Annotated in this window: 13 protein-coding genes; 4 read left to right on the top strand and 9 right to left on the bottom strand. The window is 36.8% G+C overall.

All coding sequences use genetic code 11. The features are described from left to right. Positions 1-18: 18 nt before the first annotated feature. The 3 genes from ALLST_RS0105000 to ALLST_RS0105010 form a co-directional block, all read right to left on the bottom strand. The gene (locus ALLST_RS0105000) at positions 19-615 is read right to left on the bottom strand and encodes a hypothetical protein (RefSeq protein ID WP_019892992.1); all 597 of its coding nucleotides are present in this window, start codon (positions 613-615) and stop codon (positions 19-21) included. A 256-nt stretch (positions 616-871) separates the two neighbouring features. Then, positions 872-1,618: a Bax inhibitor-1/YccA family protein gene (locus ALLST_RS0105005; RefSeq protein ID WP_019892993.1), complete on the bottom strand. Its 747-nt coding sequence runs from the start codon at positions 1,616-1,618 to the stop codon at positions 872-874. 69 nt (positions 1,619-1,687) lie between these two features. Then, entirely contained in the window at positions 1,688-3,472 is a 1,785-nt protein-coding gene (locus tag ALLST_RS0105010; RefSeq protein ID WP_019892994.1) for a phosphoenolpyruvate carboxykinase (ATP), read from the bottom strand. A 1,055-nt stretch (positions 3,473-4,527) separates the two neighbouring features. Here ALLST_RS0105010 and ALLST_RS0105020 point away from each other — a divergent pair. Beyond that, positions 4,528-6,369: a DUF885 family protein gene (locus ALLST_RS0105020; protein ID WP_019892996.1), complete on the top strand. Its 1,842-nt coding sequence runs from the start codon at positions 4,528-4,530 to the stop codon at positions 6,367-6,369. A gap of 181 nt (positions 6,370-6,550) precedes the next feature. Here the strand turns inward: ALLST_RS0105020 and ALLST_RS0105025 are convergent, their stop codons facing one another. The 3 genes from ALLST_RS0105025 to ALLST_RS0105035 all read right to left on the bottom strand — a co-directional run bounded on the left by ALLST_RS0105025 (position 6,551) and on the right by ALLST_RS0105035 (position 10,520). Continuing rightward, positions 6,551-8,245 (bottom strand): proline--tRNA ligase, encoded by a 1,695-nt coding sequence (locus tag ALLST_RS0105025; protein ID WP_019892997.1) that lies wholly within the window; start codon positions 8,243-8,245, stop codon positions 6,551-6,553. 168 nt (positions 8,246-8,413) lie between these two features. Further along, positions 8,414-9,634, bottom strand: coding sequence for a peptidase U32 family protein (locus ALLST_RS0105030; RefSeq protein ID WP_019892998.1), 1,221 nt, complete (start codon positions 9,632-9,634; stop codon positions 8,414-8,416). Next, a complete protein-coding gene (locus ALLST_RS0105035; RefSeq protein WP_083922013.1) occupies positions 9,621-10,520 on the bottom strand; it encodes a peptidase U32 family protein in 900 nt (299 codons plus the stop codon). Before ALLST_RS0105035 ends, ALLST_RS0105030 begins: the two co-directional genes overlap by 14 nt. Before the next feature lie 254 nt (positions 10,521-10,774). Between ALLST_RS0105035 and ALLST_RS10165 the strand changes: the two genes are divergently transcribed. Further along, positions 10,775-11,884, top strand: a complete 1,110-nt coding sequence (locus tag ALLST_RS10165; RefSeq protein ID WP_019893000.1) for an aldose epimerase family protein — start codon at positions 10,775-10,777, stop codon at positions 11,882-11,884. Between the two features lie 55 nt (positions 11,885-11,939). Here ALLST_RS10165 and lacZ read toward each other — a convergent pair whose 3' ends face one another. After that, positions 11,940-14,987 carry a beta-galactosidase, LacZ type gene (lacZ, locus tag ALLST_RS10170; protein ID WP_019893001.1) on the bottom strand — a complete coding sequence of 1,016 codons (3,048 nt, stop codon included), beginning with the start codon at positions 14,985-14,987 and terminating at the stop codon, positions 11,940-11,942. Positions 14,988-15,271: 284 nt separating this feature from the next. After that, complete coding sequence (nifJ, locus tag ALLST_RS0105050; RefSeq protein WP_019893002.1) at positions 15,272-18,799, bottom strand: pyruvate:ferredoxin (flavodoxin) oxidoreductase; 3,528 nt, start codon at positions 18,797-18,799, stop codon at positions 15,272-15,274. Between the two features lie 925 nt (positions 18,800-19,724). Between nifJ and ALLST_RS0105055 the strand changes: the two genes are divergently transcribed. Continuing rightward, complete coding sequence (locus ALLST_RS0105055) at positions 19,725-20,939, top strand: enhanced serine sensitivity protein SseB C-terminal domain-containing protein (protein ID WP_019893003.1); 1,215 nt, start codon at positions 19,725-19,727, stop codon at positions 20,937-20,939. Positions 20,940-21,167: 228 nt separating this feature from the next. Here ALLST_RS0105055 and ALLST_RS0105060 read toward each other — a convergent pair whose 3' ends face one another. Continuing rightward, positions 21,168-22,442, bottom strand: a complete 1,275-nt coding sequence (locus tag ALLST_RS0105060) for a glucose-6-phosphate isomerase (RefSeq protein WP_019893004.1) — start codon at positions 22,440-22,442, stop codon at positions 21,168-21,170. Positions 22,443-22,604: 162 nt separating this feature from the next. Here ALLST_RS0105060 and ALLST_RS0105065 point away from each other — a divergent pair, with 162 nt between their 5' ends. Next, complete coding sequence (locus tag ALLST_RS0105065; RefSeq protein WP_019893005.1) at positions 22,605-23,066, top strand: divergent PAP2 family protein; 462 nt, start codon at positions 22,605-22,607, stop codon at positions 23,064-23,066. Positions 23,067-23,069: the final 3 nt, after the last annotated feature.

Raw genomic sequence — 23,069 nt, forward strand, 5'->3', positions numbered from 1 at the left:
AATTTTAAAATTCAAAAACTACGCTTCAAATTGTCCTGTTGTAACTTCAGCATTTGCCATCACTTGTTTAGCTGCTTCGACAAATGGCTGAACTTGGGCTGTTTTACCATAAACAACAACGACAAATCCGTCTTGAACAACAATATCGTATTCTTCTGGGAATGTGCACAACCATTGAGCGCTCTTTAATTTTTCTTCAATTTGCGTTTGAAGTGCATCTACATCAACATCATCCTTTAATTGCCATGCTGAAGCAGTAAAATCATTGGCCATGATCGCATTCATAACACATGCTCCACTTGTACTGGAATTTGCCAAGTCCATTGGTACATATAATACGCCTTCAATAGAATCTTTTTGAGCAATATCTACTGCTCCCGGCTTTTCTTCTACCATTGTTTCGCCAATTCCACCAAAGACCATATTCGGTTTGTCATTGATGTTTTCACGATCCCAGATGTTCGTTAATAATTCAGTCGCATCTTCAAATTCAAGCTTGCTTACATCAGAAGATTGATCTTGATTTGAACAAGCTACAAAATTGAATGCCATCAGTGCGCAACAGAATGCAATCAATAGCTTCCCAACCTTTTTAAGCTCTACATTGAAATACATGTTGTTTTGTCCTCTCTTTCTTGTTCAGCGTGTATTCAATCCTAAAAACAAGTCTGGATTGAATCGTGATCTTTATACATCAGTATATCTGATATGATTCATTATTGCCCTTAAATCATCAAAATAATCATATTCCCCATAATTAAAACACGATTTAACATCGCCTCGATTCATACCATACAATTATTAAACCAAAAAAGAAGTAACGAAACTGAAGAATAAATCTTCATCGTTACTTCTTCGAAATCATAATGAATTAGTCGTTACTTGAGCTACTACCGATTCCAATTAAGCGCAATATATATAGGAAGATATTAATAAAATCAAGGTAAAGTTCTAAAGCAAAATATACAGCCCATTTTTTTGCGGTTAAGTCGTCACCTTCAATTTGCATCAAAATCATTTTCATTCGTTGAACATCCCACATTGTAATTCCAGTGAAAACGATCAAGCCAAGTGCACTATATAAATGTACGTTCATTGGTGCTCTAAATAACATGAGTACAATTTGCGAAATCACTAATACGATCAGACCAACCAGAGCAAACATTCCGATATTTGTAAGGTTACGTTTAGTCGTCATACCTACAAAGGCAAGACAGAAATAATAAACCGCTGTAATCAGAAAAGCATAGAACAACGTAGAACCTGCATAAACAAGTCCAAGCGTTGAAAAAGTGATTCCTGTCACACATGAATACGCAATAAACATCGCCAATAAAGTTAATGCAGAAGCTCTATTCATCGCAACGCCTAATCCAATCGCCAATCCGAATTGAACTAATAACAAGATCGTCGACAGGAAGCCATTGGAAAAAATGACGTTATAGAATCCAGTGGCAAGCACTAAAAATGAGACTAAAGCAGTTAAGCACAAACCAACTCCCATCAACCCAAATGAATAAGTCAAATAATAATGACTATCCATATTGAAATTTGCTTGACGACGACGATAAGCATCTTCTGGAATTGGTGGCATATTATTTGGTGTATAAGAATCCATAATTAATCTCCTTAAATGAATATTTCTATATTCATTACATTAGCCATCTCGTTCCTAAAACACAAATGATTAGTCTGAAATTTCTTGTTCAGCTTGCTGAATCAACGTCTTTTTTTGTTTGGCATTTTCTTCTTTAATTGTTTCATGATCTTTTTCTTCGTTCATGATAAATGCCAAAAGTTCTTTTGCTGCATCTTCGATACCAGAACGGTTAGTTTTATCAAATCCTAAGTGTGTATACACTTCACCTAAGAAAACACCATTTTCTTCAAGTGAAGCCATAATTGTATCGATCAATGGATCGCAAAGTTCTTGTTCTTGCATAGGTCCAAATGGATTTGCAAAGTAAGTTTTAGATAAACCTTTTTCTTGAGTTGTACCTAAAGCCATACGTGTTCCATCTTTACAAGTTGCTTTAAACACATCTAGAGGTAATTTATTCATACCTTTTTTATCTGTGTAGTTATTGGCATAGCAGAACAAGTCGATTGGATGATTTTGCGTAATGAAAGAATAACTAGATGCTGGAACAACCATACGCGCATTTGGATTTTCTGGTGCAAAGAACACAGAACGGTCCATATCTTTATATGGAGTACCTGGATCCAAGTCGTCTAAACGAATGAAGGCGCCAGTTTCTGTACCTTGACCATATGGCACACCATCTTCAATGTGAATTGTTCCCATGTCATCAAATACAACTTGTACATCACGAATTAAATCTTTACCTACACCTTTTAAAGCTTCGATAGATTCAGATTTACCTGCACCAGAGTCACCCATCAAGATAATTCCTTTTTGACGGCCATCATTTAATACAATGTTAACCATCGCACCGTGGATTGGTAACCAACCTCTTTCCATCATGGCAAGGTTATGTAAAGTTAAAGCCATTTTCTTGAGGTATCCAAAGTATTCCATACGTGGATGATCAGAGATACGTCCTACCCAAATATTATTCAATTTGTCGTGGTAATATTTTGTTTCGTTTAATCCATCTTCGTTACCATAAATCATGATCAAATCTGGTTTTGTTTCAGACTCTTCAACTGTGGCTAATTCAAATAAATTCACCATGGATAAAGCAAGGTCGATGAATTTCATATTAAAGTAGACAAAGCATAATAATTTACCGATTTTGATTGGTAAGCAGAACCATTCATCTTGGTTAATTTCAAGCATATCCGTTGGATGATACTTCGTTTCTGTAAACATACCTGTACGTTTTGAACTTTTTGGGTGAAGAATCATTGGCGTACGTAACATAACCGTATCGATCATTGGAACGTTATTTAATGGAAGATAATCTTCTGCAATAAGATTTTTTCTTTGGTGAACAGAGAAGCACGCATTCGTACCCGCTTGAACTTGACGATAAACCAAGTTAGGGCGACCCATGATTTTTTCTTCATATAAACGATAAGTTCTTAAAATCAAATCATTTAAATTGGAATCACGAGCAACTAAAGTGTTGATTCCAAAGTCTGGTGTGTTGTTAGAGTTCATGAAACCGAAACGGTTTAAAGAGCGCCATCCATGATAGATTTCTTCGATAACTTCTAGAAGAACATCACGATCTCTTGTTAATGGGTTATCCAAAAGTTCTTCATAGTCAAAAACAATCAGCTGACGTAAGAATGATACGAATTCATGAGCAGCCGCTGGTACATCTAATTTTTCATCCTGAGTGAGGTAGAAATAGATTTTTGGATAAGTCTCTTTCTGAATGCGTACGAAATAAGTAATGAACTTTTCAAAAGTTCTACTTTTTAATAAAGCTTCACGACTTTTTGGGTATGCTCGGTTGTAGTTCAATACAACCTGGCCATTGGAAATACTAATTTTCTTAAGCATATGTATCCTTTCTTTCACGTTCTTTTCTTCATTCTCTCATTTTTAAATTGAAAAAATGAATACAAGAATCGCCTGTTACTTTGCTAAAGTAGCAAAACGATCAGAGTGCGGATGGTGTACAATTGTACTTAATCCATGATCATTTTCTACACCTATTTTGAGCGATGAAAAAATAAAGTAAAGAAAGAATGTTTCAAAATATGAAAAAAAATTCATTTTTAAAAAGTAAGCGTTTTTACTTGCTCAATTTCCTACTTCAATTTTTACTTTTGCTACTTATTTCATTTTAGCGCAACACTTCTCTAAACATTTCGTTTAGACTCAGAAAAATCACGTGAACAAGAAAAACTGATTGAAATTGTCTCAAGTTTTGACTTATTCATTAATTGATCAATATTTTTTTAGTTAAAATGCACATTCTATTCAATTAAATTGTGGTGTGTGCGTGTTTGTTGCGCATTTTGATACGGCGTGGTATATTGAATGCACATAGAAATGCATTATTGTTTTGTGAAAGGAGCCCCCCCTGTGAGCAAACTTGTTTATAGCATTCGATCTTTTGATCTTCAAAACATCTATTCTGCTCATTTATTTAAAGAATGGATTCATCGATCGTTCAAACATTTATTTGAACAAATCAAATCTAAAGCAATTGACTATTTCATCAATTTTGCTAAAAAAGCACAATCTGATACATTGAGCGTCAAAGATTGCATCTTTCCCTTTTTTCTTGGTTGTGTTGTATTTCAATTGATGTTTATGTTCTTAAATATTTAAATTCAATTTTCATAAATATTTATTAACTGAAAAAAAGATGCGCACGAATTCTGATAAGTTCCCTTTTAGTGACATCTCGATTGAGTTATTTCGAGTGTCTACTTTACAAGAACGTATCATTCATTGCGCATCTTTTTTCATTTCTTAAGAATTCATAAAATCAAAGTCGATTGCATATTATCAATTTCTTGTACTGTATAATAAGATTTACCCAATTTTAGAAGAATCATGAGTGCGATCGAGACTCATTTTAATACCTCAATCTACGAAGGAGAAATATGAAAAAGAAACATCTTGTCCTGTTACTTACCGCTGTTTTAGCTGTTGGTTGCGTAGGACCTGCCAATAAATCTAGTTTTGAATCCGTTGAACAAGAAATTGTATCCAACACAGAATTTGAAAACTTCCTTGACCAATATGTTGTGAAGTATTTCGAAGACGAATATTTCTTATGCCATGTCAATTTCGTACATCCAGAAAATTACGGAATCGATCCAAATAAACAACCTAAGACTCTACCAAATTTATTTGTTAGTGATGAACAAAAACAATTTGCCGACCAAGTGGTGAAGAGTCTTGAAGCAATGGACCCACGGGACTTAAATACGACAAACCAACAAATCCGCGAGGAACTCTTGCACCAATACAAAAACCAAATTGAACTTTTTGATGAACGTTTCGATTATCTCAGCAATATTTTTACTGCTGATTTCGGTGTTCAAACGATTCCAGTCACGGTCTTTTCCGCCTATACAATGTATCAGGAATCCGATATTGCCAATGTCGTTTCTATGATTGAATCCACAGATAAATTCATCGATGAAGCATTAGAATACGCCAATGAACAAGCCAAACAAAATAAATTTGCGATTAATTACGATTCGGTCATGGCAACTATTCATTCTGTTCTCGAATCTAAAGAAAATTGTGTCATTGTAACTGATTTAATGGCCGAAATCGATAGTTTAAATCTTGAGGCAACAAAAGCTGAAAACTATAAAACACAAGTTCGAAACGCATTAAATACACACCTTTTCCCTGCTTATGAAAAACTAAAAGCTGGATTAGAAAAACTGAAAGATCAAAACCAAGGCGTTCAATCCATCGCGTCTTTCCCAAATGGAAAAGATTATTATGAACTAATCCTAAAACAATATGCGGGAACAGCCAATTCAATCGATGAAATCAAAGAAGATGTTCGTTCAAGTTTAGATGAAGTCACACGTGATTACCGAGCCTTTTTGCGTGATGATATCGAAATTTCGCCTGATGAAGAAAAAGTCACAAATTTCGAAAGTCCTGAGGCAATTATTGAGTTTTTAATGGAACGCTATCCAGCGCAATTCCCTCTTGTCTCTAAAATTAAATACAATGTTTTGCCGGCTTCAGCTGAACAATCAACCGATTCTGTACAAGCATATATGGAAGAAACCCCTTTTGATTCTCATAACCCTTATCAAATCCGCTACAACGCAAATAAAATGTCGACCGACTTCCAAACATTGGAATTTTATAAAGTCATGGCACATGAGTCTGTTCCAGGACATGTCTATCACGAACAATACAACAAAGAACATTTTAAACATCCTGCCCAATATATCCTTAATGAACAAGCATTTACTGAAGGATATGCAACCTATGCCGCTTATGAAACATTAGATTGGAGTGGCGTAGATGAATCAACTTGCGAACTGTTTAAACTCATGGATATGTATTCGGGTTATGCAATCTTATTAATGGATTTGCAGATTAACTATGATGGCTATAGTATCCAGGAATTTAATAATGTTTGGGGTGAACTAAACGAAGGTCTTTATTATCAAATCGCCGAAAACCCAGGACTATTTTTTAGTTATTACTATGGTGCATTAAGAATTTATCAACTCCAAGATATCGCTAAAGAAGCCTTAGGTGATACTTATAATCCTGTTCGTTTCAACGATGCATTACTACAAGCTGGACGAGTGAACTTTGAAATTGTTGAACAAAACATTCAAACGTATATCGATAGTATTCGTAAAGAATCACCAGAAGCATCAGAAGACAAGACTGTATCCTCTTCCCCAAACGATGCCTTGAATAATTTAAATTCAGATCAACAATTTGAAGAAGTAGAATAAATCATCCTCCTCTATTTAGGATCTATACCAAGCCACCTTTTTGATTTTTCTAAAGGTGGCTTTTTTACTTCTTCCATTTATTCCCTTTAGATCACAAAAACTTTACTGCTCTTCAAAAAAAGTCGAAGAGGTCCTTCCCCTTCGACTTTCATATTATTTGTTAAACGACGCTAATCTTATATTAACGGTTGTAGATTTTGTTTAATAATGCAGGTAAATCTTCAATAGCAACTTCGACTTTTTCACCTGTTTTACGCAGAACGTATTCTACTTTTCCTTGGGCAACACCTTTACCAAAAGTAAAGCGATGTGGAATACCGATCAATTCCATATCTTTGAATTTAACCCCAGCACGTTCGTTACGATCATCTAATAAAAGATCCATGCCTTGAGATTTTGCATATTCGTAGAATTTGTTCGCTTGTTCAACTTGTTGTTCGTCTTTCATATTGACGATCACAATCCCTGCTCTAAATGGAGCTAAATCATCTGGCCACATCAACCCATTTTCATCATGATATTGATCAGCTACGGCAGCCATACATCTTTCTAAACCAATTCCATAACTTCCCATCCAAACTGGTTCAAGTTTATTGTTTTGGTCTAAATAAAGTAAGTTCATGGCTTGTGAATATTTAGTTCCTAATTTAAAGAGGTTTCCGACTTCAATACCGTGTTCAAAAGTCAATTTTTGACCACATTTTGGACAGATATCACCTTCCATAACTTCTGTTAAATCCGCGACGGCAGTAGGTGTAAAGTCTTTTAAATTTACATTTTTGTAGTGGTGATCATCTTCATTTGCACCAACGATGAAGTTTTTCTTATGCGCAACTTGGCGGTCCATATAAATTGGAATATTTAATCCAACAGGACCTGCAAAGCCAATTCGTGCACCAGTCGCTTCTTTAACTTGTTCAGCATCCGCTAAAGTAAGTTCTAAAGCGCCTAATAACTTGCTCGCTTTTGTTTCATTTAATTCACGTTCACCTGGTAAAACAAATGCGACTAGTTTACCATCTGCACAATAGATCAATGTTTTAACAAAGTCTTTTGGTTCTTTACCTAAAAAAGAACTTACTGCTTCAATTGTTCCAGCATTTGGTGTGTAGATTTTTTCTAATGGTAATTCTTGGGCTGTGTCATCTTGTAAAGTATCAACAACTTCCGTAATTTCTTCGTTACTTGAAAAATCGCAACCTTCGCATCCAACGACGATATCTTCCCCGATGGAAGAAATAGCTTGATATTCTTCAGAAAGTAAACCGCCCATCACACCAGTGTCGGCACGAACGATTTTATAGTTTAAACCCATACGATCGAAAATCTTATTATACGCATCGTACATGTTGGCATAAGCAACATCTAAACCCGCTTCATCTTTATCGAATGTATAAGCATCTTTCATGATAAATTCACGAACACGGATCAAACCATAACGTGGACGTGTTTCATCACGATATTTAGTTTGAATCTGATACAAGTTATAAGGGAAATCTTTCCAGGATTTACCATCCATTGCAGCAGTGATCGCAAAAAGTTCTTCATGTGTTGGACCTAATACATATGGTTTATTGTAACGGTCTTTTAAAGCGAACATATTAGAACCAAATGATTCACGACGTCCAGATGAAACATAGACATCTTCAGGAATCAAAGCTGGCATTAACAATTCTTGGCATCCGTGTTTATCCATTTCATCACGGACAATATATTCAACTTTTTCTAAAACTTTTTTACCCATAGGTAAAATCATATAAATTCCATTTGCGAGTTTTTTGATCATACCCGCACGCACGAGTAAGTTACTAGAGACGGAATCTTCATCTTTAGCATTTTCTCTTAATGTAAAAAAGTAGCTATTTGATAATTTCATATTTTCTAAACGGGAGCTTAGGGCAGAACTTCCTTTCTGTTTTCCCGTATTTCTGCCAAATTCAATTTATTGTACATCGCAAGTGCTATGTTTAATAACGCCAAATGACGAATCATACATTTTTAGCGATAATTTGTTTTCTTTATTATAATCTAACGATTAAAAATGTTAGGACTCAAGGCGTTGCTTGCGGATCATCGATCCGGCAACAACATCTCCCTGCCAAGGAAGATAAACAATCTCCATCGGGTGATTACATATTGTAATCTCTTCATTTTCTTCATTAAAGATTTTTTCAATAATCGCCTGGTATGGAGCAATATGAGGCCCAAAGAGTTCAACTGGTGTTCCTTGTTCAAAGTGATTTTTCACTTGTACCTGAATCATACCTGGGCGATTTTGTGGATGAGCATCTAAAACTAAACCAATATATTCTTGCGTCACCGTTTCATCGTGTTTGCGATACAATTGAACATTTTCATCTGGAAGTCCATGATAAAACCCTGGACCTGTTGGGCGGTTTTCCGCACGAGAAAGTTCCGCACAAATGGTGGATAAAAACGCTTCATCGGCATGACCATATTGTTCAATATGATCAATGAGGCGTCGATAAGCGCCAACAACAACCGCTAAATAATAGTCAGATTTCATTCGTCCTTCAATTTTGACCGATGTTACTCCAGCATGAATCATCCTTTCAATTTGGTCGGCTGCTTGTAAGTCACGACTTGACATTGAAAACGGTCGCTCAGGATCTGTGATCGATTGCTCACCATCGCGTAATGTATATTTCCAACGACAACTTTGTGCACATCCGCCCCGATTGGCATCACGATTTGTCATATGGTTCGATAAGACACAGCGCCCAGAAAAGGAAATACACATTCCACCATGAATAAATGCCTCAATGTCATTAATGTTTTGTTGACAAATTTCTTCGATAGCAGGCATGGGTGTTTCACGTCCTAAGACAACACGATCTACGCCAAGATTTGTCCAGAACCGAACCGCTTCACTATTTAAGATTGATCGTTGCGTGGAAACATGAACTTCAAAATGGCGTGTTTCCATTTTTAATGCTCTTGTGATAATCGACGGTGAAGCAGAAATAATCGCATCGATTCCAGCTTGATCTAATGCTTGAAGATAATCTTCCAACCCTCCAAAATCACTCGGATGAGGGATAATGTTGACCGTAACATGTACTTGCGCTTGATGTTCATGAGCAAATTCGCAAAGTTCATGAATTTGATCTAAATCAAAATTTGATGCTCTTGAGCGTAAAGAGAAAGATTGGCCCCCAATATATACTGCGTTTGCGCCATAACGAATCGCAGTTTTTGCTTTTTCTAAGTTACCAGCGGGTGCGAGCAATTCAATGGCGGACATTTGTTTTCTCCTTTCGAATTAATGTTTCTTCTTGTTTTAAATTCGATTCAATCGAATTTTCATTTGGTGAATGTTCTAAAATCTTGCGATATGTCTGAAGCATTTCAATACCCCATTCATTTGATTTTAAAAAGGCATCAATTCTAAAGCGTTCAATACCACTATCTGCGATTGCACATAGATCCGATCCAGCTTGTATTGGTAAATCGGACATGATATGCGTGCCCTGATCATCTTGCCAAGTCAAAAGTCTAGCATCTCGCATTTGTTCTTGAATTGTATACACTTTATTTTGTTCAAATGCATCTTGTCGTTTGATATATCGTAAGTAGTTTTCAATTAGCGGGCGGCGACTTTCCATCCATGAATAATGACCACTAATCAACACTTCTAAATTCTTAGCGTTTGAACAATCTTGCGCACAAGCAACAATTTCATCCAGCGTTAATTCATGGCTTAAAGACGCTGCTTGCAATCCTTGTTCTAAATAGAAGTTTGCATCTTGGCCACTACATAAAAGCGTTTCAGGTTGAATGATCAATAGTTGTCTTAAATCGCGACCAATTTGGTTTCCATATTCATCAGCTAAATGAATATAGCCATCATCTGCAATATAGAATCCATCAACGCCGGTATCGATGGCTTGATGGAAAAGATTACGAACATTTGCCAATTGGCTTTGTTCAATCATTCCTTGAGCATTAATTAAAAGTTGAATGTCATGTTGATGGAATCGTTTAACCATTTCGGGTAACTCTTCAATCTGAACACAAGCATGACTTCTTGCCGCTAATGGTGCTAAACCAATACACACAGCATCAGGTTTACATTCCATTACGGCATCTAGATTTGATAAATCTTCTAAAGCAAGAATCCACATACGCATTCCTCCATCTAATCATTATAAAAAACTTTTTGATTTTTACAAATCCGAGCACTATTTACCCTAATCCTCGCGATCATTTTTTGGTTTCGCATACATTTTACAAAATGTATGCGAATACACTTAAATTAACAATCTAGTGATCTTATGTTATCATCCCATATCATTTCGTTTTAGATTGGTTATAATGAGATAAACCATGTTATTTGCATGCGCTTAGCACTAATCAAGCACATTCATTATTCAGAAAGGAAATCATGATGATTCGCAAAACTGAACAAAGACCTGACAACATTTGTTTTTATGAATTAGAAAACGATAAACTTAAAGTTTTAGTTTCCAGCTACGGGGTTACCTTAATCGAAATCGACCTTAAAGATGCAGCTGGAAATTGTTTTAACACGATTTTAGGTTATCCCACGATTGAAGATTACATCGCCCGCTCTGGCACATATTTCGGTGCATTAGTTGGGCGCACTTGTAACCGTCTTAAAAAAGGCCAATTCACTTTAAACGGAAAAGACTACCAAATTGCTGTAAACAACGGACCAAACTCCTTACATGGCGGCATTGATGGTTTTTCTTACCAAAACTTCGATTCAAGAATCGAAGATGACCAATTAATCTTTACTTACCATTCACCAGATATGGAAGAAGGATATCCAGGTAATCTTGATTTAACTTGCACTTTAAAACTTGAAGACAATGCACTGAGAATTATTTATGATGCAATTAGCGATCAAGATACACTTTGTAACTTAACACACCACACTTATTTCAACTTAAATCAAAGTGAAGACGTTTCGAACCACTTATTACGCATTGACGCTTCTCGTCATGGTTTAGTGGATCCAGATGGATTATGTATTGGTCATTATCGTGAAGTCCAAAACACGCCACTAGATTTTAGACAATTTGCTCCAATTCACCAAGGTTTTGACCAAAGTGATGAACAAGTTCAATTAGCCAACGGAATCGACCATCATTTTGTTTTAGATGACAAGGATTCAAAATGTGTCATTCAAGACCCAGTTTCAAAACGAACTGTAGAAATCGAAACAACATTACCAGGAATTCAATTATATTCTGGAAACTTCATCGAACCTTGCCAAGGACGCCATGGCGTAACCTATTCACATCATGCTGGCTTAGCTGTTGAACCGCAATTCGTTCCTGATTCAATCCATAACCAAGAACATCCTGATGTGATTCTAAAAGCGAATCAGCCTTTCCATGAAGAAATCTTATATCGCTTCTTTGACAAAGAAAATCAACCAACTGACTTATATAACGCATTTTATTCCAATGCGTCAACAACACACTATTCTTCCTGTCTATGCAGCGAAAAAAATTGCCCAAAAGACTAAACTCAACATTCAAGTCGCAAAAAAAGGAGCTCAATTTGATCAGCTCCTTTTTTATTTATGCTTGATGTTCTTCATCTAAAAGACTTTGTTTTGCGACATCTAAAGATTTCGTCAATGGATCAATAGGAAAATTCATAAAGAACGATAAATGACGACTATTTCCAGCATGGAGACAATCTCGTTCATGCACGCGAGCACCCCATGAGTCGACACCACCCACTCCCATATGATCTGCTGCGATCCGCACATAAATTCCATCTGATTCGCCAAGTTCTTCTTGATGTTGCGTCCGTAAAGTATGTTCAAACGAATATGGAACAACTTGCGCTTCAAACGGTTGACCAATCTTACTAAAACGCAGACATTGGCGATCACAATTAAACAATTCAATCCAGCGTACGTAAGTATGATTTCCTGTTTCTTGTGGTTTTAAATACGGTTGCCAATTCTCTTTTGCACTAGATTGGAACACATCCAAACGTGCACCTTCAAGCCGATCACGATAATTTTCATGAGGTCCATTTCCATAATAAAGGAAATGTTCATGATCTTTGGGGAGTTTAAATTCCATACCAAACACCGCAAGATCCGGTAAAGATCGAGAAGGTTCTAAAATCAAATCAACCCCAATCGTTCCTGGAGCAGCCACTGTATAGGTCAAAATCGCCTTATTTTTTGCCGGATAAGGAAGTTGATAATGATATTGAATCGTCGCATACATGCCTTTTGGATCTACTTTAATCTCTTGAAATGACGCTTTAGAAAACAATGTTGCCCCATACCAATAGGCATTTTCTAGATCGAATTGATAACCGCGCTCATTATCGGTAAACGCATGAGTAAATACTGGTCGAGGGAGGTCTTGTAACCATTCTTTTCCGTCATAACATAAAGACGACAAACCTGTTTTAGTAAAGTAAGCTCTAAATGATCCATACTCAAAACTGAACATTTCATCACCTTGTACCATTTTTAAAGGTGCTGGAATGGAAGCAACATAATCGGTTTTCCCAATTGTTCTTTGATCAAAACTGATGACTGATCCTTTTTCGATAGCCGCTGTTTTCTGATTTTGGAGACAATAAACCGAACAAACACTTTCTCTTTTTGTCAATTTCCAAGGAATATTAAAGTGGTCATAACTGCCCGCTTCTAAATCAACTAAAAGTTCACCGCTCAATAATATGCTGCCTTCATCTTTTTGTTCATAGATAAAGCGATATTGATTTGTGTCCATAAACAAATTGTCATTTAAAATTTGGACTCCAGTTTCATCAACAAGCAAGCGGATCGGTGAATAGAGAGCTTTAACTTCAGCTAGTTTTGCAGAAGGGGTTCCACTTGCAAACAATAAGCCATTTCCACTAAAGTTTTTGTTATTGGGATGATCGCCAAAATCTCCACCATAACCCAACATGTCATAATGACCTCTTGGATTTTGATCAGCATGAATTTGAATTGCTTGATCTTTCCAATCCCAAATAAATCCGCCTTGATATTGCGGATATTGTTCAAGTTGAATGTAGCGGTATAATCCACCTACTGAGTTCCCCATCGCATGCATGTATTCGCATAAAATTACGGGTTTTTCTGGATGGTGTTCTAAAATATCACGAAGTTCTTCAGGTGAAGCATACATTCTTGAGTAAACATCAGAGCAATCTTGGTAAGCTGCACTGCGATAACTGCTTTCATAATGAATGATGCGTGTTGGATCGTTAAGTCTAATCCAAGCTGCTTCTTCTAATAAATCATCACCATACCAACTTTCATTTCCTAAAGACCAAAATATAATCGAGGGGTGGTTTTTATCGCGTTTAACCATCGATTGAGCACGATCGAGAATCGCATTTCGCCACTCAATTCGATTTCCCGGAAGCGGGTCTTTAGGATTGTCTAGTTCATCATTGCCCCATGTACCATGGGTTTCTAGATTCACTTCATCCATCACATAAAGACCTAATTGGTCACAATATTCATAAAATATATCTTGGTTTGGATAATGACATGTGCGCACTGCATTAATATTATTTTGTTTCATCAAAACAAGATCGTTATAAATCTCTTGCGCACTTAAGACTCGACCAGTATCTTTAGAAAACTCATGGCGATTCACTCCATGAAGCATTAAACGTTGGCCATTGATAAAAATAACGCCTTGATCGATCAAAATCTGGCGAATGCCAATAGTTTGAATTACCGTTTCAATCGTATTATCTTGTTCATCTTCGACAGCAATTTCTAATGTATATAAATTCGGTTCTTCAGCAGACCATAGTTTAGCTTCTTCAATTTCAAAACTTAAATCATGACACTTCGTCGTTTGATCTAATATAACTTGTTGATCAGGATCTTTTAAACAAATTTTGAAACTCGAAGCATTTTTATGCTCAAGCACAACACGAATCGTACCTGTCGAATAGTTTTCATCTAAATTTGTTGTCACGGTAAGATCTTTAACATATATATCTTTTGTTCCTTGCAGTTCAACTGAGCGAAAGATTCCCGCAAATCTAAAGAAATCTTGGTCCTCAAGCCAGGAGCCAGAACTAAATTGATAGACTAAGACAACAAGTTCATTTCCTTTAGGTTGTAATAAGTCGGTTACATCGTAAGCACTTGGCGTAAAACTATCTGTACTATAACCAACAAAACGTCCATTCAGCCAAACATAAAATGCGCTTTCCACGCCATGGAAAACGAGTTTGACATGATCTAATGCTAATTGTTCATCTAAGTCGAAACGCAAACGATAATCTGCTTGCAGGTTTTGTTTAGGCGTATGTCCATATTCGACTTTTTCTTTTCCATCCCAAGGATAAGCGATATTTGTATATTGGATTTGTCCATAACCAGAGAGTTGTAAGTGTCCTGGAACTGTAATAGATTGAAATCCATTTAATGTTTGATCTAATGATAATGAGAGAGTTTCAGGATTCCACTTTGCTGTTTCATTCACACGAACTTGCCATGTTCCATCTAATGATTGAATATGCGAAAAACCGTTAATTTTTCGATGCATAAAGCTAGTCGGTTCAAGACGGTTCATATGTATTGTATTCGGTTGTTCTAACCATTGTTTTAAAGGTTGTTCAGTTTTCATGCTTATCTTCCTTATGATTTGATCTGTGTTCACTAGACATACAACAAAGATCAAAGTTTATTCTTTTGTCATTATAATTCAAGAATCTATATTGAAATAGATCTTAAAGAAAATCTCAACCAAATCTCTTTTCTTTATTCAATCATTGAATTTTTTCATTTCACTTTACTGAGTTTTTCGTGAATTCTATATCACTGATCAAAAAAAAGGCAATGCCTACAGAATTTCTGTTTGCATTGCCTTTCGTTTTATAAAGCTAAATTGTAGGAATCAAAATCGATGGATTAAAGTCCTTCTTTTTCAATTGCGATCAGACGTTCTCTACGACGTTTAGCGTCAGTAACAGCCTGTTCGAACATAGCATCAGAAGCTTCTTTACCTAACAGTTTAGCAAGTTGAGCGTAACGAGCTTCTTTTAACATGAATGCTTCCATTTTGGAGTAATCTGGTTCCTTTTTGGAGTCGATTGTTAATGGTTGTTCTTTATTGTCTGGGTTGTAACGGTAGAGGTCTACATAACCACATGCAACAGCGTCTCTTTGAACTTGCTGATGGTTACCTAATCCGCCTTTAATACCGTGTTCAGCACATGGTGCGTAAGCGATAATTAAGGATGGTCCATCGTAAGCTTCTGCTTCACGGAATGCTTTAAGAGTTTGGTTCTTGTCAGCACCCATGCAGACGCTTGCTACATATACGTGACCATAAGTCATAGCGATCTGACCGAGGTCTTTTTTAGCTGTGGATTTACCACCAGCTGCGAATTTAGCAACAGAGGATCTTGGAGTAGATTTAGAAGCCTGACCACCAGTGTTGGAGTAAACTTCAGTATCTAATACAAGTACGTTAACGTTTACGTTGTTAGCTAATACATGGTCAAGTCCACCGTAACCGATGTCATATGCCCATCCGTCACCACCGATGATCCAGTTGGATTTATCAACAAGGTCAGCGTCAACAAGGCCTTTAACGTCAGCATTTGCTTCGTTAGCAGCAAGTTCTTTGATTGCTGGTGCAAGAGCGCGTTGAGTTTCACGATCAAGACCACAAGCGATGTAAGCTTCGAATTTTTCTTTCAGTTCTGGAGCAACTGTTGCCATGTTGTCTTCCATGACTTTAAGGATTTTAGCTTTGTTCAGGTTATTAGCTAAAGCCATACCATAAACGTATTCAGCGTTGTCTTCGAATAAGGAGTTAGCCCAAGCAGTTCCGTTTCCGTCTTTATCTTTAACGAATGGAGTAGATGGGTTAGCACCGCAGTAGATAGAAGAGCATCCAGTAGCGTTGGAGATCTGCATATCTTTACCGAATAACTGAGAAGCTAATCTGTAGTATGGAGTTTCACCACATCCTGGGCAGGATCCTGGTACTTCAAAGTATGGCATTAACATCTGAGAACCTTTAACTGTTGTTGCTGGGAACAGATCAGTTTTGTATTCAGTTTCTTTGAAGATGTAGTCAGCCAATGGATCGAATTCAAGTTGAGAGTTGATATCAACCATTTTGAGGGCTTTATTGCCTTTTTTACCTGGGCATTCAGATACGCATAATCCGCATCCTACACAGTTAGATGGAGATACTTGAACTCTGAAACGTAAGTTAGTGTCTTTAACACCCATTAATGGAAGAGTTTCGAATTCCATTGGAGCATTTTCGATTTCTTCTGGAGTTAAAGCGAATGTACGGATTGTAGCATGTGGACATACGAAGGAGCAGAATCCGCATTGGATACAGTTTTCAGCATCCCATTGTGGTACGTTCACTGCAATTGCACGTTTTTCTTTGAAGGCAATGTTGTTTTGCATTGTTCCGTCTAATACACCATGTTTAGTGAATGCGGAAACAGGCATGTTGTAACCTTCAAGTCCGTTAATACGAGCTGCATATTCATCCCAATATGCATCGCCAGTTGGAGTATGTAATTCACCGACTGGTAATTCAGACCAAGCTTTGTCTACAACGACTTCAACAAGACCATCTTTACCCATGTCGATTGCTTTGTAGTTCAATTGAACGATTTCGTCACCTTTTTTACCATAGGATTTTTTAGCTGCTTTTTTCATTAAATCTACAGCTGTGTCATATGGAAGGATCTGTGGGTTTAATGCGAAGAATGCAGATTGGAGGATAGTGTTTGTACGACGACCCATACCGATCTGGCTCGCAATTTTGTTTGCATCAATAATGTAGAATTTAGCACCTTTATCAGCTAATTCTTTTTTCAGACGGTTAGGCATGTGTTTAACGATGTCTTCAGCGTTGAAGGAAGTGTTCAGTAAGAATGTTCCACCTTTCTTCAAGTTGTTAGCTAAATCGTATTTGAACATGTAGCTGTCTAAAGAAACAGAGATAAAGTCAGCGTTGTTGATGTAGTAAGTTTTGTGGATAGGTTCAGTTCCAAAACGTAAGTGGGAACGAGTTACACCACCAGCTTTTTTGGAGTCGTATGCATAGTAACCTTGTGCATACATGTCAGTGTTGTCACCGATAATTTTGATGGAAGATTTGTTTGCAGAAACAGTACCATCAGATCCAAGACCCCAGAACAGACATTCTGTTGTTTTGCCATCATCGATAACGAAGGAATCATCGCAAGGTAAAGATGTGAATGTTACATCATCTTCGATACCAAGAGTGAAACCGTTTTTGAGTTCAGTACCTTTGAGGTGATCGAATACAGCTTTGATATGTTTTGGAGCAGTATCGTGGCTTCCAAGACCATAACGTCCGCCGATGATTTCGATATCTTTGCCAGCAAGTGCGGCAATGACATCAAGGTAAAGAGGTTCGCCTAAAGCGCCGCCTTCTTTAGAACGGTCAAGAACAGCAATTTTCTTAACAGTTGCTGGAAGTACGTCGAGCAAGTATTTAGTGGAGAATGGACGATACAGGTGAACTTTGATCATACCAACTTTTTCACCGTTAGCGTTCAATTTGTCGATTGTTTCAGTTGCAGTTTCTGTTACAGAACCCATAGCAATGATGATGTTTTCTGCATCAGGAGCACCATAGTAAACAAATGGAGCATAATGACGTCCAGTGATTTCGCTGATTTTTTTCATGTAGTCAGCAACGATATCTGGAACAGCATCATAATGAGTGTTACGAGCTTCAACACCTTGGAAGAAGATGTCATCGTTTTCGTTTGCACCACGAGTTACTGGGTTTGTATGTGGCTGCATAGCATTTGCTCTGAATTCAGCAAGTGCTTCGTAATCGATAAGATCTTTGTATTGATCAACATCGAATACTTCAATTTTGTCAACTTCGTGAGAAGTTCTGAATCCGTCAAAGAAGTGAACGAATGGAGTGTGTGCTTTGATTGCAGAAAGGTGAGCAACACCAGCAAGGTCCATAACTTCCTGTACGGAATGGCTGGCTAACATTGGGATACCAGTTTGACGGATAGAATATACGTCGGAGTGGTCACCGAAAATGTTTAAAGAACGGCTAGCTAATGAACGAGCAGCAACGTGCAATACGATAGGAAGGTTTTCACCAACCCATTTGTAAATATTTGGGATCATTAAAAGAAGACCCTGGGATGCAGTGAAAGTTGTTGCTAAAACACCAGCTTGTGCAGCACCGTGAACGGCACCAGATGCACCAGCTTCGGACTGGAGCTCAGCGATTTTAACGACTTGGTCAAAAGCGTTTAAACGTCCCTGAGTAGCCCATGTATCCATGGTTTCTGCCATCGGAGAAGATGGAGTGATAGGGTAGATACAGCTCATTTCTGTTAACGCATAGGCGTTATGAGCAGCGGCAGTATTACCATCCATGGATTGGAAAGTTTTAATTTTTTCTACCATGTAGAAGTTTCCTCCTTTAAAATTTTGAACCTACATTCGACTCAATTATATTAAGATTAGATGGTCTTTAAAAGAGAAATGTCTTTGCTGTAAGCGTTTGCACGGTTAGATATAACAAACTCTGGTGTGTATAATTCACTTTAAAGACTTACTTGTTACAAAGTCTGTTCTTTCTCTTTCCTATTTTTTAAGCGTCAATAAACTTTTGCTTCACTTAAAATTCTCGATTACAAATTTAGGTAAAGCGGTTAAGCTTAATCACAATTTAGTTCCTTTGTTGCAGTCATAACCCTCTTTTAATTCAATGCAACTAAAACATTCCTTACGATACCTTTTTCTTTGACTCCTACTTATTGATTGAAATGCCTTTATTAAGGCATTTTTCAAAGTAAATATTTTTATTCAGAATGAATAAAGATTGATTTAATCATTCCTGAAGTCTTTTCTATTTAAAAATGAATTTTTAAAACTTTATTGTCTTTACAAAAAAAACGAATTTTCCCACTTCTATTTTTTTGCTCCGAGCATACATTTAATTTTTAATCTATGATTTAAAATAGAAAAACAACTTAGTTTTTTTCAGCATTCCGCCCTGATTTTTTTCTTATTGAAAATCTATGAAAACTATTTAATTCAAAATCCTATTTTTTACATTCTGACAATATTCATACATTCTAAAAAATCTTTAGCGCTTTCGTACCTCGTTTTATACTTTTTCATTCAGTAAGCAAACGATTCTTAGGGGTTTGTCATCGTTGTGAAAATAGTCGATGAAACATTTTCAAATCCTCGCTAAATTTGGTTATAATATTTTTTGGATTTTACATTGAACATTTGAATAAACGATTTCATCCAATCAATAATCATAAAACGATCGATATCGATTCATCCCATTGAATCCGATTCAGTTTAAGGAGAATGAAACATGCCTAATCAATCAGATCAACAAAACAAAACGGTAGAGCTTTCTAATGAAGCCCTCAAAAAAGCAATTCAAAATTTCCCTGAGGAAGTAACACCTGAATTCCTTCATAGTTTATTCGAACACTTAATCCCTGCCCGTGTTCTTTTACCTGTCGGTGAACCAGATCCGCAACAATTAGCAAATCAAGAAACAGAAGAAAAAATGCGCCAAGTTAGTCCATACTTGATCCGTAATGGAAAAGACCAAAAATTTGTTCCTTTCTTTACAAGTCTTGATGAACTCAAAACATTCTTTAAAGAACAGCGCGTTGGCTATATCACAATCCCTTTTGCCAATGCGGTTCCAATGATCAAACAAATGTCAAAAGTCATCGACGGTGTTACTTTAGACCCTGCTTCAAATAAAGTGATTTTACCTACAGTTGCAATTGAAGTATTTGGTCGCGCAGTTTTACAAGAAAAACAACAAGAAAACAAAACGAAACATTTAGTAGAAACTTTAAAAACTCTTACAGACAAGAAAGACCAAGAATCATTTTTAGCTGCCGGCAAAGCTATTATGGAAAGTGAACTGATCGTTCCAGTCAACAAAAGTCAATCCAATATTGATTCTGACAAGTCTAAACCACAATCTCTCTCACTCATGATGGTTCATAATGAGAAGAATGAAAAACTTTTAGCCTTCTTCACATCTTTAGACCAATTTAAACACTTCGTTAAAAACCCTGACATCCAGGCAGTGAAGATGAAAGCTGAAGACTTTGCTCATTTATTACAATCCGTTCAAGATCAATTTGATGCAGTTGTTATTGATCCAAATGGTTTGAACCTTGCATTTAGAATCGCCTTCTTATTAAACTTTGCGCCTGGTACTCCAAATAACTTGTTACAGAAAAAGGAAAGCAGCGCCAATTTAGATACATTGCGCGAGCCTGAAAAACACAACCAAGATTTTGAAGCAGCATTGATTTCTTGTGGATTCCATCATCCAGAAATCAAAAAAATGTATCTCAAGGAAAAAGTTGATGATCAAACCGGTGTTGTAAGCTGGTTTGTTGCCATTGATATGCCAAACCCAGATGTTGCAGTCATTGAAGACTTAGCAAAAATCACCGCTCCTCATCGTGGCGATCGCGCTGTCGCATTTAGCTTCATCAGCCCAAATCAAAGAAGTTTCTTCCAAAAAAACAATGCGATTTACTCTAGCTTTAAATAAATCAAAACAGCGTTCAAAAAGTCCATATCCGCTCAATTTGCGATATGGACTTTTTCTATAGCGATTCTTCGTCTACATTATGAACAAAAAGTGGATTAAAAAACATGCAATAGAAGCAATCATTCTTTTTTAAATCGCATCAAAAAAGACCTATCTTTGCGTATTTCAATAAACAAGACAGGTCTTCATTCTATTAAATTAGTTAAATTGATGATTCTAGAAAAGGACTTATTCTTTTCCTAATAATTTGAACATGTTCTTCTTGTACACTTCAACACCTGGTTGGTTGAATGGGTTGGAGTCGTTAAGCAGTGTAGTCATTGCGATTGCTTTAAAGAAGAATGCGCACATATTACCGAAATCGTAAGCAGTCATTCCTGGCATTGTTAAAATGATGTTAGGTACATTACCAGTTACTTCGTGAGCTTCTAATGTTCCTTTTGCAGCCATTTTGTTTACCCAGTCAACAGATTTCCCAGCGAGGTAGTTCATGTTGTCGAGGTTTTCATCGTCGTGTGGGAAAATGATGTCAATTGGTGCTTGATCTACATAAAGGTTTGTTTCAAACAACACTTTTTTACCATCCTGAACGAATTGGCCTAATGAGTGTAAGTCTGTAGAGAATACAGCAGAATCTGGTAAGATTCCTAAACCATCTTTTCCTTCAGATTCACCGAATAACTGTTTCCACCATTCAGCAACTTTTTGCATTGCTGGTTCGTATTCTACAAACATTTCAACATCATAGCCTTGGTTTTGTAAAATACGACGAGCAACAGCGTAAGCATATGCTGGGTTTTCATCCACATTAGAACTTCCGTATTCAACCATACCATCAGCAAGACCTTTCATCAGATCTTCGATGTTTACGCCTGCTACTGCAATTGGCAGAAGGCCAACTGGAGTAATAACGGAGAAACGTCCACCAATATTATCTGGAATGACGAATGTTTCGTAACCTTCTTTATCTGCTAAAGATTTTAAAGTACCGCGTGCACGATCTGTTGTTGCAACGATACGATCTTTTGCTTCTTCGCCATATTTTTCTTCCATGAACTGTTTTAAAATGCGGAATGCAATAGAAGTTTCTGTTGTTGTTCCGGATTTAGAAATCACGTTTACTGTGACTCTTTTATCTTTGATATAGTTCATGACTTGGGCAATGTAACTAGAAGAGAATGTATTTCCTGTATAAATTACTTCTACTTTTTGGTCAGCTGGATATAATCCATTAACCATTTCAATTGCCGCACGTGGACCTAAATAGCTTCCACCAATACCACAAACAACTAATACATCAGAATTTTCTTGAATTCTTTTTGCACAAGCTTGAATGCGCGCAAATTCTTCTTTGTCGTAATCTTTGTCCCATGTCAACCAGCCAATGAAGTCATTGCCTTTGCATGTGCCATTTACGAGTTCTTGATCGACACTAGCAACTTTATCTTTCCAAGCGCTTGGTGATTCATTCAATTTTGCATGTGATAAATCGAGTTTAATCAAAGTATATTCCTCCTATTCGATTGAATGTATTATACCACTGCCTTTTAAAACCTTTACTGATTCACGCCACAAGAGACGGTGGTTTCATAAAAGAATCATAAAATTTAAACATTTTCGAATTCTGATTTACACTAAGACCAGAAACACGAAAGGAGTGATTCGATGTTTCCCTCATCTCTATATCCGCTTATTACTGCTTTTTTCGCATTTTTAATTGCACAATGTTTAAAAGTTCCATTTTTCTATTTTCAAACCGGTAAATGGGCACCTAAACTAATCTGTGCATCAGGAGGATTTCCTTCTTCGCACTCTTCAACAGTAACGGCACTTACTTTAACGATTGGCATGCAAGAAGGATTTGATTCCACAATCTTTGCTGTAACCGCTGTTTTTTCATGCATTGTGATGTATGATGCTTGCCATGTTCGTTATTATAGTGGTAAAGGAATTGAGCTTGTCCAAGAACTGATAAAAGATATTAAAGACTCAGGAACAATCACTTTGGATAGCCCACTCTATTCACAAAACTTAAAAACTGTGCTCGGACATAAAAAAGTCGAAGTGCTCGGTGGATTAATCATCGGGCTCATTCTCCCTTTTTTACTTGCTCCGATCTTCTTATAAGCG

Origin of the sequence: Allobaculum stercoricanis DSM 13633 (assembly GCF_000384195.1) — a bacterium.
GTDB lineage: Bacteria > Bacillota_I > Bacilli_A > Erysipelotrichales > Erysipelotrichaceae > Allobaculum > Allobaculum stercoricanis.